The following is a 17,464-nucleotide window of genomic DNA, read 5'->3' as shown; positions in this document are numbered from 1 at the left end:
TTTTGGTCTTACATAAGGTTTTAAATAGTATTTCCAAAAAAATAATAAATATCAACACATGAAAAAAGATAATAAAACAGTTATATATTGGTTATTTACAGGTTGCTTCCTAATCTTTATAATGGTTATAATAGGTGGCATTACAAGACTAACCCATTCTGGTCTCTCCATTTCAAATTACAAACTTATTTCGGGTACCATACCCCCAATGAACGAAACCGAATGGCAAACTGCTTTCGATCTTTATAAACAATATCCGGAATACCAAAAGTTGAATACCCATTTTTCGCTTCAGGATTTTAAGGATATCTATTTTTGGGAATGGTTGCACCGTGTAATAGGCAGGCTTATGGGATTGGTGTTTTTTATACCGTTTTTGTATTTCTTAATTAAAAAACGACTTACCAAATCTACTATAAAAAAAGCCATAATATTATTAGGCTTGGGAGCCTTTCAAGGATTTTTAGGCTGGTATATGGTTAAAAGTGGATTGGTGGACCGACCAGATGTTAGTCATTATCGCTTAGCAGCACATCTAACTACTGCCTTTGTTACATTTGCTTATACACTTTGGGTGGGATTGGACTTAATTTACCTTACAAAACAGACTATTCACAAAGGCTTTAGGAACTTAGTAAGATTTGGATTGGCTATATTACTACTTCAAATTATATATGGTGCTTTTGTAGCAGGATTAGATGCTGGTTTCATCCATAACCATTGGCCTATGATGAGTGAAGGTAAATTTATGCATGAAACCGTATACATAGAGCAAAATCCATTATACAAGAACTTCATTGAAGGCAAAAGTGGGGTACAGTTTGTTCATAGAATTTTAGCCTTTATTGTACTGTTCATTATTTTATTAGTTTGGTATAAATCAAAAAAAATGCAGTTAAATAGTTTACAAAAAAAAGCTATAAATGTGCTCTTAATTTTAGTAGGTTTACAGTTTTTATTGGGTGTTTATACCATTTTATTACAAGTTCCTATTTGGTTGGGAGTTGCCCATCAAGTAGGTGCTTTTTTCTTATTAAGTGCCATGATATTTACTTTACATCGCTTTAGTAAATAGTATAAAAAACTTACATTTGCAAAATACGTTTAAAAATGATTTATAGATTTAGGGTAATATTGGATAATGATACTGAAGAGGATATTTTTCGTGATTTGGAAATTCGTGAAGATGACACCTTGGAAGATTTACATAACATTATCACACAGTCGTTTGGATTTGATGGTTCTGAAATGGCTTCATTTTATATTAGTGACGATCAATGGAACCAAGGTGAGGAAATATCTCTTTTCGATTTAAGTGAAGATGCTTCTGCCCGTTTAATGAATGAAACCAGAATAAATGATGTAGCACATGAAATATCTCCTAAACTTATTTATGTTTACGATTTTTTAAGCATGTGGACCTTTTTTGTTGAGCTAGCTGAAATAGTAGAAGAAACAGAAGGTTTCGACTATCCTAACTTAATGTTTGTTCAAGGACAAGTGCCTGAAATCGCTCCGGAAAAATCATTTGAAGCTGAAGGTAATGATGATTTTGATGAATTTGAAGAAGGCTTGGATATCGATGATTATGACAATCTTGACTTTGACGAGCATTGGAACTAACAATTTACTTCAAACTCTCAAGCTTCACATTTTCGTAATTTCTAACCAAGAATTCTAAAGCGTATTTAAGTATTTCCCCCATGTTTTTAGAACGCTTAAAATTTACGTCTTTTGTATATTGAAAAATATTCATTTTAAGCACATCAATATTTTCTGGGCTCGAAATTGTATCGGTTTCCATACAATCTATGAGTTTACCTATTCTATTTTGAAAACTCTTTAAACGCTTTACCAATATAGAACGTTCTTCTGTTTTATATTGATCTATAGAAGGTTTTTGGATAGTTTCAGAAACCAATTTCACCATTTTTGAATTTTCTTTAAAAAACTGAGGACGGTAAATATTAAACTTGCCTTCGTAGCTCTGCTGATCAAAATCTATCGCTCTTATTTTATAAACCACATGGTCAAAATCGTGAGTAGGTACTATTACATAATTATAAGAACGCATGTCCCCCAAAAGCCTAATCATACAACGTTCGTTAAACTTAACAAATTCTTTGGCTATTTGTGATTTTTCAGATTTATTACACTTAGGCAGCATATTTTTTATGAACTCATCTCCAGGGATTCCAGCAATATGTTCTTCTATTAACGTATTTTTATATACTAAAAAGTTTAGATTGTATGGTGAAAGCATATGTTCTAATTCTAAGCCATAAACCCGTGAAGCATCAGCAGATTTTACATAAAAATAAGTGTAGTTGTCATTCAATATATTTCTAACTTTAATTCTAAAGGGTTTTGAATTACCAAAAGTGCAAAAATCAATGGCATCAACATTTAAAAAAGGAGTGGTGTTAACACTTCCATCAGAATGTAAAATACTATAAATACGTTTTAAGGCAATATCTATCTCTTCCCTTTCAAATTCATTATAATACACTCTAATCCAAAGCGTATCGTTACCATCTTTATCATAAACCACAAGACCGCCTTGAAAGCGTAACAAATCATCATAAAATATAGGTATTTCCACATCCCTGTCATAACGAACAAGATAGTTATGCAGTTTATTGCTAATGGAATATGTTGGCTTTTTTTTGGATATCTTTAAGTCGTCCATGAATCTAATGCTTATTCAAAAGTACATGATTTTTTTTTATTTAAAGATTAACAATATCTTAATGAAAATTAAATGGACTAACGATGTGATAATTTAAAGTGAAGCTAAATTTTGTAACTTACAAACACAAAATTTAATTGTTTTTATACCTACCGTTGTAACAAAAAGATTTAAATATCGTCATATTTTCAATAATCAATCATTGCCAGATTTGATTTGGCCAAAAACATAATACACTTGGAATCCATTCTAACTATCAACAACCTAACAAAAAAATTTGGTTATTTAACGGCAGTTAAGGATTTATCGTTCACTATAAACAAAGGCAATGTTTATGGCCTTTTAGGTCCAAACGGCAGCGGTAAATCAACAACTCTTGGTGTTGTATTAAATGTAGTAAATAAAACTTCAGGAAGTTTTCATTGGTTCAATGGAAATACTACCACCCACAATGCTTTAAAAAAAGTAGGAGCTATAATAGAGCGTCCTAATTTCTATCCCTATATGACCGGATGCCAAAACCTAAAATTGGTCTGCAAAATAAAGGGTGTCGATTACAATAAAATTGATGAGAAATTAGACGTTGTTGGACTTTTAGAACGTAAGAACAGTAAGTTTAAAACCTATTCATTAGGCATGAAACAACGCTTAGCAATAGCTTCTGCCCTATTGAACGATCCTGAAATTTTAATCCTAGACGAGCCAACTAACGGTTTGGATCCGCAAGGTATTCATCAAATTAGGGAGATTATTAAACAAATAGCCGCTAAAGGTACTACTATCCTTTTAGCATCACATTTATTAGATGAAGTTGAAAAGGTGTGTACACATGTTGTTGTTCTTCGTAAAGGTGTTAAGCTGTATTCAGGTAGAGTGGATGAAATGATTTCCAGTCATGGTTTCTTTGAACTAAAGTGTAAAAAGCATGAAGAATTAATTTCGTTTTTAGAGAACAATACTTCTTTTGGTAACATTAAAACCAAAGGTGACTTAATTACTGCTTTTTTAAACGAACCTTTATCATCTGAAGATTTTAATAAACTATTGTTTGATAAAGGGATTATCCTAACTCATTTGGTACAGCGTAAAGAAAGCTTAGAAGAACAATTTCTACAATTAACTGACCATAACAAATAGCTCGCAAAAGATTATTATTATGTTACGTCTTTTAGATATAGAATATTATAAACTAATCCATAATAAAGCAAGTAGGGTTTTAGTGCTTATCTACTTTATATTATTAAGTTTAATTTCGTTGTTTGCAACCATTAAGTTTAATATTGGCCCAATAAAATTCCATTTGGCTGAACTAGGCATATTCAATTTTCCATATATCTGGCACTTTAATACTTTTGTAGCGGCTCAATTAAAATTCTTTCTTTTGTTGGTTATAGTATCTATGGTAGCCAATGAGTATAGCAATAAAACCATCAAGCAAAATTTAATTGACGGCCTAAGTAAGAAAGAATTTATACTTTCAAAATTTTATGCCGTCATTGCACTATCGCTAATATCTACACTTTTTGTTTTTGTGGTGTCCCTTATTCTTGGGTTAATATATTCGAGTTATAATGAATTATCGATTATTTTTTTAGATTTAGAATATCTTGTTGCTTTTTTCGTGAAGCTTCTTGGGTTTTTCTCTTTTGGGTTATTTCTCGGCATGCTAATTAAGCGTTCTGCTTTTGCTGTAGCAACTATGATTGTTTTATTTTCAGTTGAATTCATTAGCTATTTGGTTGTGTCTGGATATAATAAGGAAACTGATCTAGCAGACACTATTTATCAATTTTTGCCCTTTAAATCCATGTGGAATTTGATAGATGAACCAGGGTCTAGACTATCAGCTGTAAAAGAAGTAGCTGCCCAAGTTGGAGAAGACCTATCCTACGACTACTCCGTGCACTGGTATGAAATTGTTATTGTATTGGGCTGGACAGCACTATTTGTCTTTTTATCGTATAGATTATTAAAAAAGCGGGATTTATAATATCTTTGGTAGCCTTTGCTGTGAAAGATGAAAAAAACCGCTTTTATATTATTCTGTTTTCTAACTACCCTTGGTGCTTTTTCACAAGATGAAGCCTCCAATTGGTATTTTGGAGCAAATGCAGGTATACACTTTAATCCTGATGGATCAATAACAAACCTGACTAATGGAATGTTAAATACCGATGAGGGTTGTGCTTCCATTTCGGATAGTGATGGTAATTTATTATTCTATACTGATGGTATTACGGTATGGAATAGATTGCATCAGCCCATGCCAAATGGTAACGGTCTTTATGGAGATCCATCTAGTTCGCAATCTGGCATTATTGTTCCTAAACCTGATGATGCAAATATCTTTTATATTTTTACCGTTGATACTTCTATTGGCGGTGATCCAGACAGAGGATTTAATTTCTCTACTGTAGATTTAACCTTAAATAATGGTTTAGGTGATGTAGTTTCAAAAAATGTTGAATTGCTCGAAGACAGTTCAGAAAAAATTAGTGCAGTATTAAAAGATTGTGTTTCTAAATCCATTTGGGTCATCACATTGGCTTCTTCATCCGGAAAAGCTGAAGACAATCCCATTTATGACACGTTTTATGCTTATGAAGTTTCAAATACAGGAGTAAATACTACCCCAGTTAAATCTTTTGTTAATACTTTTATTAGTGATGCCAGAGGCTATCTTAAATTGTCTCCTGATGGTACAAAACTGGCATGTGCCAATATTGGATCAGGATTATATCTTTTTGATTTTGATGCCAACACAGGAAAGGTTAGTAATTCAACACCCATAAATATTGGCTTTAGTCCAAATAATAAACCACAAGTACCTTATGGTTTGGAGTTTTCTCAAAACAATGAGCTTCTTTATGTAACTACTTATTATGAAGCACCAAGAGATGAGTTCAATAATCCTCAAAGTCAATATGGTGCATTGTTACAATTCGACCTTTTAGAACCAGATATAAGTGGAAGCAAAGTTGTTATAGACCATAGACAAATGTATAGGGGAGCATTGCAACTTGGGCCAAATGGCAAGATATACCGTGCCATGAGCATTACCTATCCTATTGGATCTCCTTTTCTTTCTGTTATAAACAATCCTAACAAAAGGGGAACAGCTTGTGACTATAGGCATAATGCTGTTTCACTAAACAGAAGCTCCAGACAGGGTTTACCACCATTTATTGCTTCTTTTTTTGCTGAAAAAATAAATATAACCCGTAAAACAATAAATATAACCTACCTGCCCCTGTGCCATGGAGAAACATATACCCTAGTCGCAGAGGATATCCATGGAGCTACCTATGAATGGACTAAAGATGGAATTATATTACCAGAAAATGATTTTGATCTTGAGGTTTCCCAAGCAGGAGAATATAAACTTATTGTTGAAACTATAAATAATGATTGTAACGTACTGGAAGGCGAAGCATTGGTAAGTTTTTTTGATCCCCCTGTAGCCAACCATCCAAATAATGTTTTTCTTTGTGATGATAATAACGATAATCGATATAATTTTGATTTAACCACCATTAATAGTGAAATATTAGGGAAGCAAGATCCTAAAGTATATGAGGTTAAATATTTTAGTACGAAAAGTGATGCCGATTTAAATATTAATGAAATTAGAGGATTGTTTACTGCAACATCAACACCTCAAACCATCTATACAAGAGTTGGGCTTTATGAAAATAACACCTGTTTTGATACCTCAATGTCTTTTAAAGTTCAGGTATATAATACCCCAAAAATAAGTAATATAAAAGATTTAATTTTCTGTGATAATGTAACCCCAACAGATCCAGATCCTTCGAATGGTTTAACCGACATAGATCTTCACTTATTGGATAATGATATTTTAGGAAGTCAGAGTAATTCAGACTATACCATTACCTATCACCATACTACTGGAGATGCTGAGAACAATGTTGGTGCGCTCAATTATAATTACACCAATCAAGCAGCCTTCGATGAAATTATTTATGCTCGAATAGAGAACAATTTGCATCCGTACTGTTATTCGGTTTCTGATGCTATTCACTTAATTGTCAATCCGCTGCCAACAAATAGCAATACTTCATTAGTTCAATGTGATGAAGATGGTATTGTGGACCATAAAACCCTTTTTAATTTATACCAAGCAAAGGATGAGTTAACCAATGGTATTCCAGATAGATCCGTTAAATTTTATACAAGTTTAATAGATGCCCAAAATAGTACAAACGAAATTCAAACACCAAATAGTTATTCCAATACTACCAACCCTCAATTAATTTATGTACAGGTTATTAATAATACCAATACTTGTTACAATATTGCTGAACTTACGCTTGAAGTGTCCAGTACACAAATGGATAATTATATATCACCTCCTGTTTGTGATGAATTAGGATCAGAAGATGGAATAAATAACTTTAATTTAAATGATATTACTATTGACATGCAAACCATTAATGGGTTTACATTCCCTATTACTTATTATGAAACTTACACAGATGCTCTTCTTGAACAAAATGTATTAAACTCACCTTACACAAACACCACTCCTTATTTACAAACCATATATGCTAGAGCTGAAAACGATAATGCCTGCTATGGTATTAGCGAAGTCCTATTAACGGTTAACAGGCTCCCTAATATAGAAACCGAGACTCTTACTTACTATTGCCTTAATACTTCTCCACAGGCTATAGAGCTTAATGCTGCTGTACTAATGGATACATCAAGCAATTATGCCTATACATGGTCTACAGGTGATGATACTTATAGTATTCAAATCAACCAAACAGGGACTTATACAGTTACAGTTACAAATATTACTACTGGATGTTCAAAGGACAGAACAATTAAAGTCGAGCCATCGAACATAGCTAGTTTCGACATGACTCCCTTTGAGGTCAAAGATGTATCAACCAATAACACCATTACCGTTTTTGCCTCTGGTGAAGGAACCTACCTCTATGCCCTTTATGATGAGAACAACCAGACAATTTATCGGGACTTTCAAGAGAGTAATCTTTTTGAAAACGTGTTTCCGGGTATCTACACTATAAATGTTTTAGATATAAAGAACGATTGCGGAACAATAACACAGCAGGTTTCAGTTGTTGGTTTTCCAAAGTTCTTCACCCCTAACAATGATGGGTTTCACGATACATGGCAAGTATTTGGTTTATCAGGTATGTTTCAGCCCAATTCCAAAATTTTAATTTTTGACCGATTTGGAAAACTAATAAAGGAACTGGATCCATTAGGCAATGGCTGGGATGGTACTTTCAACGGAAAAATTATGCCTACCGACGATTATTGGTTTGCAGTGACCCTACAAGATGGTAGAATTTTTAAAAATCATTTTACACTTAAAAGATAGTTCGTATCAATTTTACTATGTAATACTAGTAAATGAAAAAAAATCACTTAATATCGATTGTAGTAATATTTTTTTTGGGGAGTTTATACGCACAAAAGCAAGCTATTAATTGGTATTTTGGGCAAGGAGCTGGTTTAAATTTCAATACTGAACCGCCTACTGTATTAACTGACAGTAGATTATACACATATGAAGGATGTGCTACAATATCTGACAAAAATGGAGATTTGTTGTTCTATACGGATGGAATAACTGTATATAACAAACAACATCAAATTATGCCTAATGGAGTTAGACTACTAGGAGACCCTTCCAGTTCTCAATCAGCCATTATCGTTCCTAAACCAGAGGACGAAAATATATATTATATTTTTACCGTTGGTTTTGAAAAACCTGGATTAAGATATTCCACTGTAGATATAAGATTAGATAATGGAAACGGAGATATTTTAGTAAATGAGAAAAACATCAACCTACTTAGTTCTTCCTCAGAAAAAATAACTGCAGTAAAGCATTCTGATGGTACTTCAATATGGGTGATCTCCTTTGATGGTGTGACCTTTCATTCATTCAAAGTAAGTTCGCAAGGTATAAATAGAATATCTGTTAAATCTCGTTTGGGAGAACTTATTTTAGATCCAAGAGGTTATTTAAAGGCCTCTCCCAACGGTGAATATTTAGCTATGGCCAATCATGCCAATAAATCTTATCTATTATCATTTTTTGCTGCTAATGGTAAAGTTTTTCCTGGAATTCAATTTGAATTTGAAAATGAACAAGAAGAAGCCTATGGCGTTGAGTTCTCGGCCGAAAACAATAAACTTTATGTTGACACCTTTTTACAACAATCAACAAACACCCCCGATGTTTTTAAATATACTAGGTTTCTTTATCAATTTGATTTAAACTCGGGAAATGTTAATAATTCGCGAAAATTAATTTCTAAAAATGAGGACACTTACAGAGGTGCATTACAATTAGCATTAAATGGTAAGATATATAGAGCGTTATCAAGCGAATACGATGTTGGATCTAGATATCTTGGAGTAATAAACAATCCAGAGTTAGATGGGGATTTATGTAATTACCAACACGATGCTATAGACTTGAGTCCAAGTTTTAGGTTAAATTATTCTACTCAAGGGCTACCTCCATTTATTCAATCCCTATTCTTCTTTACCATTAATGTTAAAAAACCATGCGAAAATCAAACTGCAGAATTCTCCATTAATACCATTGAAGAAAACTATACTGTTTTTTGGGATTTTGGGGATAGTTTAACTTCAACAGAAATTAATCCTACACATAAATATCCTAATTCGGGGTTTTATGATGTTTCGGCAACCATGCAATTACAAAATGGTGATTCAAAGACCATTAGTAGAAGAATACAAATATTTGAAGTTCCTGATTTAATTCCAGATCAGGTCCTAGAACAATGTGACAATGATAATGATGGTATAGCCAACTTTAACCTTAATGAAGCTATACCCCTGATTACTGATGATAATATTGAGTTTTACAGTTTTAAATTTTATAGAAATGTATCCGACCTAAATAATGACATAGAAATAGATACTTCAGTTCCTTTCCAAAATTCTAATTCCAATCCCCAGGAGTTATGGCTGAAAGTTATAAATGAAGTTGGCTGTGAAGAAATTACCAATTTTTATATAAGAGCCATAAATGCAACACTTGGCACCATTCCAGATTTTGTTGTATGTGATGACAATGATGGAAATATTGATGACAATATAGGTTTATTTAATTTAGAAGATGAAGTAAACGCTATAAAATCTCTCTTTAACCTAGATCCATCTATTTCCATATATTATTTTCTTAATGAAAGTGACGCTGAATTTGAAATCAATGAGATTGAGACTATTGAATACCTCTCAACATCTAAAAAAATATGGGTTAGAGCAGAATCTGAAAATCAAGAATGTATCGGGATTGAACCTTTAAACTTGATTGTTAATCAAGTTACCAAGCCATCGATTAATGATAACTATTATGTATGCCTAAATAAACCCGATATTCCAACTATTATTGACGCAGGTTCAAATTATGATTACTATGAATGGAAAATGATCGAAAATGACAGCATTATTGAAACTAATAGTGTAGTTAGCATATTTAAAACAGGGAACTACTCTTTAACTGTTTATTCGGAATCAAATGGACTTGTGTGTTCTAGAGGTCAAAATTTTGTTATTACAGCTTCAAATGTAGCCACCATTACCGCTATAGAGGTAACCGATATGTCCCAAAATAATGTCATTACAGTAAATGTGACTGGAGAAGGCACTTATGAATATGCATTATATGATGAAAACAGTGAATTTATATATAGAAATTTTCAAACCAGTAATAGTTTTGAAAATGTTGGCCCGGGAATATATACCCTTCATGTAAAAGATACAAAAAATGACTGTGGAACTATTAACAATTTAGTTTCTGTTATTGGTTTTCCTAGGTTTTTTACCCCAAACAATGATGGTAATAATGATACATGGAGAGTTCATGGAATATCAAACATGTTTCAACCCAACTCCAAAATTATAATTTTTAACCGTTTTGGAAAATTAATTAAGCAACTTAATCCATTAGACGAAGGTTGGGACGGCACTTTAAATGGCAAAGAACTACCAACTGATGATTATTGGTTTGTTGTAACACTTCAAGATGGGCGTGTTTTTAAAAGTCACTTTACTCTAAAACGCTAATTTTATTCAAATGCTTCCAAAATGTAATTTTCCATAATTTCATAGGGAATAGACATATTTGAATTAAAATTACCCCCAGTAAAAACAGCTACTAAACCTAATTCTTTTATAACAAAGATAAACTGTCCACCAAAACCAGCAGCATAAAAACAATTATAAGCTTGTGTACTAGTGTTAAAGTTTCTAATCCACCATTGGTACCCATAAGAACTATTAGGTGAAACAGTAAAATGGACTTTAGTAGATTCATTTACCCACTGCTTAGAAATAACCTGAGTGTCTTTCCACTTTCCTTCATTTAAATATACCTGGCCCAGTTTTAGCATATCCCTAGGTGTATTTCTAAAATCCAAAGGCTCACCAGTTCCAGGTAATGCACTACTTTCTACTAATTTTGAATATTGGTTCCTCGCAAAAGTTTCATAATCAGTATCTATTGCATTCATTATTATCCTGTTTAAAACAAAGGAAGTTCCCGTATTATATTCAAAAAAAGTACCTGGAGTATTTTCAAGGGGTTTTGATAAAACATATGTGTGAGCAGTAGAAAAAGGAGTTTCATAGAATCCAGCAAGATCAGTGCTTTCATCCCATTGTAATCCAGATGACATATTTAAAAAATGATTTAATAAAATAGCTTCTTTACCATCCTTTGTTAAATAATCTAATTCTGGGAAAAACCCACTTATGGGAACTTTTTCATCTTGAATAAAGCCTTTATCAATTGCTATTCCTATCATAGCGCCCCTAAATGATTTATTGACCGACTGTAATTCATGTGGTGTATCCCTATCATACTCTATAAAATCCCCAAAAGAATTGGTGCCAGAAAAATATTCCTCTAAAATCAATTTACCGTTAACAGACAAAAGAATGGAATGAATTTTACGGTAGGTCCCCTTTCTAATTTCATCAATAGCATCGTATACTTTTTCTTCATTCAACAATAGGTCACCTGCATTTGTAATCTCCCACCCATCATCATCATTTGCAGGGGCTACATACTTATACTTTGCGATAGCATTGACAACTACTGAAGATGACTTATCAGAACTTGTATAAATCTCTATTGAATTGTTATAATCTGACCCCAATTCCCAAGAAATTTTAGCAAAGCCTTCATCAGTAGTGATAATTGATGCATTATTAACTTTTCCTCCACCTGAAACGATACTAACATTAAGAGTAACTCCTGAAATAGCTTTTCCAGTATCATTTACTACTCTTACAATAATATCTTCTAATAAAGTTGTATTCTGTAATCCAATTTGATCATCTCCAGAAATTAATTCTATAGTAAAATTAAATGACTCTTCGAACTCAATATTTCTATTACAGCCAAACAATAATACAAATGCTAAAAATGAACCCCATTTTATTAAACCATTTAGGAATTTAAATTTGAGCTCCTCTGTATTGTTAAACAGCATAAACAATTCTTTTTTATAAAGTTAGCAATTTTTAACAAGAATATAAACCAACTTAAATTTTGTTTAGATTTTTTTTAAATAGTAGAATTTCAAAAATTCATAGATCTGTTTTTTTAAAAAGTTTAGAATAAAAAAGGTTTTTTTAAGTAAAAGAACATCAATTAATTGCATTATACCTTATATTTTTTGCATTTTATCTATAAAAAAGCTATTTTTCGCACTGTAAAACCAAATCATTTAATTGTTTTTGCCCAAATAAAACAAAGTGAAAAAGAACCTACAGCCCTATTTTGTTTTTATGTTAATGGTTTTTAGCATTAAACCTTTTCTTGCTCAACAGGTTAACATCGACAACACTATTCCCTTACAGCAACTCATTGAAAACAATTTAGCTAATAGCTGTGTGGAAATTTCAAATGTGAGTTCATCTGTCAATGGAAGTATAGATGGACTAACTAGTTATGGTGCTTTTCAGCGTGGGAGTTCTAACTTTCCATTGGAAAGTGGAATTGTTTTATCATCTGGTGATGCTGCTTCAGGTGGAAATACTTCAAATAATACCGATTTAAGTGAAGGTACGGTTAATTGGGGAACAGACCCTGATATTGAAACGTTCTTGGGTGTTGGCAATACTGTAAATGCTACATCTATTGAATTCGATTTTGTGGCCTTATCAGATATGGTGCAATTTAACTATATTTTGGCTTCAGAGGAATATTTTGCCAATTACCCCTGTAACTCGTCAGATGGATTTGTATTCTTGATAAGGGAAGCTAGTAACAATGGTCCCTATCAAAATATTGCTTTAGTCCCTGGTTCTGGAGATCCAGTTACAGTAAATAATATCCATGACGAAATTATTACACAATGTGCCGCAGCCAACGATCAATATTTTGATGGCTATGCTTTTGGAGACACCAATTACAATGGTAGAACAAATGTATTAACAGCAGCAACTACTGTAATACCAAATGTGCAGTATCATGTTAAACTTATTGTTGCAGATCAAAGTAATAATGCATCAGACCCAGCTATTGATACCGCTGTTTTTATCGAAGCTAGCACATTTACTGAACTTGAACTTGGTAATGATATTGGTACGTGCTCTAGCAGCGTTACCTTGAATGGTGAAATTCAAAATCCATTGGCAACCTATACTTGGTATAGGGACAATGGTTTAATCTCAGGGGAAAGCAATCCTACGTTAACAACATCTGTAAGCGGACTGTATCGTGTAGAAGTAAGTATAAATTCGTGTGTCATTCAAGACGAAGTCAATGTTAATATAGATACTGAACTAACTGCTAATCCTATAGTGCCTTATGAGCTATGTGATATGAACAGTGATGGTCAAGAATCTTTCGATTTGTCCTCTAAAGATACCGATGTTGAAAATGCTATTGAAGTTTTGCCACAAAGCTATACCATATCTTATTACTTAACAGATAGCGATGCTAGAAATAACCCATCCAATAACATTATCTCACCAATAAGTTCAATCTCAAGGACAATTTATGTTCGAGTTGAAGATACGGTTAACGGCTGTGTTATTTATGGAAATTTTGAATTGATTGTAAATCCTCAACCAGTAGCAGCACAACCATCAAGTTTAGATGTTTGTGACAATGATAATATACCGGACAATATCACCCAGATTGACTTGAGTCAAAAAGACAGTGAAATAACAGGTAGCGACCCAAATTCGTTTGTTACCTATCATTTTACCCAATTAGAGGCTAATACTGGAGCAAATCCAATTACATTGCCTTATACAAACACAAATCCTTCAGAAACCCTGTATGTAAGGGTTGTAAATTCGCTTACAGGCTGTACTAATTCATCCAATATAACATTAACAGTAAATATTACTAATGGTAACACCCAGATTAACAGGAGCACTCAATATATTGATGCTTGTGATGCAGACCATGATGGTTTCGCTACATTTGATATTACACAAGTACTCAATGATATTTTAAATGGAGCAACAAGTTTCTTGCCACCTACCTACCATACTAGCTATAATGATGCAGAATTGGGAAGCAACCCTATTTCAAATCCACAAAACTATGCTAATAGTAATCCTGATGAAGAAACCATTTACTTAAGACTGGAAGACAGTACTACAGGTTGCTATGCAATTATCCCTATTGAAATACATACCAATCTATTACTCACAGCAACTAACATTCCAGCTAATGGATTTGCTTTTTGTGATCAGGATGGTGATGGTGATGTTGATGTATACCTTAACACTATTGAAAATGTTATAGCTAATGGATTGCCTAACGTTACTGTAACGTTTTACCAAAACCAACAAGACAGAACCAATGGTTCACCTGCAATAGATACATCTAACCCCATTACCATATCTGATGGTTCACCCATTACATTATATATTGCTATTGAAAATGGATCTTGTTCTGAAGTTTCAGATATAATATTACGTGTCAATCCGGTTGTTACTTTTAATGCTGTAGATCCAATACCTTATTGTGATACTGATGATAACGGTATCACTACAGTAGATTTTGAAACTTTTAATGCGACCATAACAGGAGGAAACACAGCTTTTAACGTTCGTTATTTTACTGATCCTAATAATGCCAATACTGGTGTAGACCAATTACCCCAGTTTTATGATACAGGATCGAACACTTTCTATGCACGAATAGAAAATAATTCTACTGGTTGCTATACCGTTAATCCATTTGATATAAATATAATACCAGCACCAACAGTTAATAATCCCACAGATATTTTTATTTGTGACAATGACCAAGATGGGCTTTCAATAGTTAATCTAGATAGTAAAATACCTGAAATAGTCAGTAATACATCTGGATTAGACATTACTTTTTATGAAAATAACAATGATGCTAACAGCAAAATAAACCCTATTGCGACTTCAAATACTTACAGCACCAATTCTAAAAGTATCTACGTTAGGGTTGAAGATATAAGTGGTACAGGATGCTTTTCAATAGTTGATTTTAATATTATTATTAATACACTTCCTGTAATTGCTTCTATTACACCATATCAAATATGTGTAGATGAAGGTACAACCAATGCCTATTTTTATTTACAGGACAAAGACGCCGAAATATTAAATGGACAATTGGGAAAAGAAGTCCTTTATTTTCAAGATGCTGGATATTCTGTTCCCTTAAACAAAACAAATCCTTATAACAGTAATGGTGCAGAAACAATTTATGTTCGTGTTCAAAATATTTCACATCCAGACTGTTACGCAACATCATCATTTATATTAGAAATTGGAACTAATCCTAATTACAATACCAATTTCACCGATTTTGCACCAGTTTGCCAAACAACAGAGGGAACACATACTTTCGATTTAGAGGCTAAGCGCCAAGAAATTGCTTCTGGAAGTACTGATGCTTTGGATATTCAGTTTTATTTAACTTATAACGAAGCTGAGACTAATGCTAGCAGCTTTTTACCTGACCAATATACTTCACAAGCTTTACAAAGTCAGTTTTATGCTAGAATTGAAAACATGGGCAATTCATGTTATGTTATTGAAGAAGTTCGGTATATTACCTTTCAAACACCTCTTATTAGCTCTGCAACCATTCCTCCTGTTTGTGATACAGACTATGACGGAATTACAACTGTAGATTTGTCTACTGCTGTATTTCAAATAGAAAATGTTCGATTCGGGGATGTAACCTTAACCTATTACGAAGATTCTGCATTAACTTCACAAATATCGAGTGCTCAAATAAATAACTACCCAATTACCAATAGCAAAACCATATATGTAAAGGCTGAAACCTCAACAGGATGCTCAAATTCAATACCATTGGATCTGTTGGTCAACCTACCTCCAACGTTGCTTCCCCTAAACAGTATACAGGAATGTGATAACTCTAGTAATACTTACGATTTAAGCCAAGTAGAAACATTTATTGTCCATAGTTCTTTTTTAAATGCTGTTACAATAAGCTATCACGATACGCTATCTAATGCCAATAACAACGTTGGCATATATAATAACAAAATATTTAATTACGCTACACCGGGCAACTACCCTATTTATGTTAGAGTTGAAGACAATAATACTGGTTGTCTCTCTTTTACTTCTTTTATATTGCAAATTAGCCCAAACCCTATTGCAAACATACCTCCAAACTTGATTGATTGTGACGATGATTTTGATGCTATTCTAGAGTTCGATTTGTCACAAAACGATAATGCTATTTTAGGTACTCAAAGTTCTATTGACTATTCTATATATTATTATAATAATGATATAGAAAACGCAGAAAATGATACCAATCGCTTAAACAACATATATTATGCAACAAATGGGGAAACTATATATGCAAGGATTGAAAATAATGATACTGGATGTTATAATATTACACAATTTCAAACCATAATAAATCCACTAGCAGTAATTCCTTTAGAAGACACCATTACTTTATGTCGCAACGACCAACCTGCAACCATAAGTGCCGAAACTGGAAACCCAACAGACACCTATTTATGGTGGAATGGTGAAACAACTTCTGATATTACAGTTGACCTTTCTGATTTAGGTGAGCGTTGGGTTACCGTTACTACTAGTCAAAATTGTGATTTTACGAAAAATTTCACGCTTATTGAATCTGAAGAAGCCACAATTGAAGCCACAGCAACTGCAGATTTTACAGATCCCAATACCATTACTGTAACCGTAAGCGGTATAGGTGATTACCAATTTGTTTTAGATAATGGAGAACCACAAGAATCAAATATTTTCAATAATGTAAGCCTCGGCCCGCATATCGTAACCATTATAGATTTAAACGGCTGTACACCTATAGAAACTGATGTGTTCGTTATAGATATTCCAAAATTTGTGACGCCTAATAATGACAGTCATTTTGATACTTGGCATATAGTGGGTATTGATAGATTACCAGGAACTTTAGTTTACATTTACAGTAGACACGGTAAACTATTAAAAATGCTACCGCATACTTCTATAGGGTGGGACGGATCCTTTAATGGAAATCCTATGCCAGCAGATGACTATTGGTTTTCGGCAGATATCATCCACAATGGAGAATCTTTTAACATAAAAGGACATTTTGCTTTGAAAAGATAAGTTATTGGTTCTGAAATCATATTAAAAAGCTTATCAAGCTACAGATAAATCTTCTTTTTTTTCTTTTTATCTAAAAATAATAAACCTTTTATTATTCTTTAAGTCTAAATATATATTTATGTAATAACT

General features: G+C 32.9%; 9 protein-coding genes. 7 read left to right on the top strand and 2 right to left on the bottom strand.

Annotated features, from left to right (window positions below; all coding sequences use genetic code 11):
• Positions 1 to 58: 58 nt before the first annotated feature.
• Complete coding sequence (locus K7G79_RS00720) at positions 59 to 1,075, top strand: COX15/CtaA family protein (protein WP_223548202.1); 1,017 nt, start codon at positions 59 to 61, stop codon at positions 1,073 to 1,075.
• A gap of 35 nt (positions 1,076 to 1,110) precedes the next feature.
• Positions 1,111 to 1,623: a plasmid pRiA4b ORF-3 family protein gene (locus tag K7G79_RS00715; protein WP_223548200.1), complete on the top strand. Its 513-nt coding sequence runs from the start codon at positions 1,111 to 1,113 to the stop codon at positions 1,621 to 1,623.
• 4 nt (positions 1,624 to 1,627) lie between these two features.
• On the opposite strand, the gene K7G79_RS00710 is transcribed toward K7G79_RS00715, so the two are convergent.
• Positions 1,628 to 2,689 (bottom strand): hypothetical protein, encoded by a 1,062-nt coding sequence (locus tag K7G79_RS00710; RefSeq protein ID WP_223548197.1) that lies wholly within the window; start codon positions 2,687 to 2,689, stop codon positions 1,628 to 1,630.
• Between the two features lie 237 nt (positions 2,690 to 2,926).
• Between K7G79_RS00710 and K7G79_RS00705 the strand changes: the two genes are divergently transcribed.
• Genes K7G79_RS00705 through K7G79_RS00690 form a run of 4 tightly spaced genes read left to right on the top strand, consistent with a single transcriptional unit; the run spans position 2,927 to position 10,786 of the window.
• A complete protein-coding gene (locus K7G79_RS00705; protein ID WP_223548195.1) occupies positions 2,927 to 3,826 on the top strand; it encodes an ABC transporter ATP-binding protein in 900 nt (299 codons plus the stop codon).
• Positions 3,827 to 3,845: 19 nt separating this feature from the next.
• The gene (locus K7G79_RS00700; RefSeq protein ID WP_223548193.1) at positions 3,846 to 4,679 is read left to right on the top strand and encodes an ABC transporter permease; all 834 of its coding nucleotides are present in this window, start codon (positions 3,846 to 3,848) and stop codon (positions 4,677 to 4,679) included.
• A 27-nt stretch (positions 4,680 to 4,706) separates the two neighbouring features.
• The gene (locus tag K7G79_RS00695; protein ID WP_223548190.1) at positions 4,707 to 8,060 is read left to right on the top strand and encodes a T9SS type B sorting domain-containing protein; all 3,354 of its coding nucleotides are present in this window, start codon (positions 4,707 to 4,709) and stop codon (positions 8,058 to 8,060) included.
• A 32-nt stretch (positions 8,061 to 8,092) separates the two neighbouring features.
• Positions 8,093 to 10,786: a T9SS type B sorting domain-containing protein gene (locus tag K7G79_RS00690; protein ID WP_223548189.1), complete on the top strand. Its 2,694-nt coding sequence runs from the start codon at positions 8,093 to 8,095 to the stop codon at positions 10,784 to 10,786.
• A 2-nt stretch (positions 10,787 to 10,788) separates the two neighbouring features.
• Here K7G79_RS00690 and K7G79_RS00685 read toward each other — a convergent pair whose 3' ends face one another.
• Complete coding sequence (locus K7G79_RS00685; RefSeq protein ID WP_223548187.1) at positions 10,789 to 12,216, bottom strand: serine hydrolase; 1,428 nt, start codon at positions 12,214 to 12,216, stop codon at positions 10,789 to 10,791.
• Positions 12,217 to 12,481: 265 nt separating this feature from the next.
• Between K7G79_RS00685 and K7G79_RS00680 the strand changes: the two genes are divergently transcribed.
• The gene (locus K7G79_RS00680) at positions 12,482 to 17,335 is read left to right on the top strand and encodes a choice-of-anchor L domain-containing protein (protein WP_223548185.1); all 4,854 of its coding nucleotides are present in this window, start codon (positions 12,482 to 12,484) and stop codon (positions 17,333 to 17,335) included.
• Positions 17,336 to 17,464: the final 129 nt, after the last annotated feature.

The sequence above is a fragment of the Aestuariivivens sp. NBU2969 genome, from assembly GCF_019931125.1.
GTDB classification, from domain to species: Bacteria; Bacteroidota; Bacteroidia; order Flavobacteriales; family Flavobacteriaceae; genus Aestuariivivens; species Aestuariivivens marinum.
The sequence above is the reverse complement of the archived record's forward strand: the minus strand, read 5'-3'. Positions and strand labels throughout refer to the sequence as shown.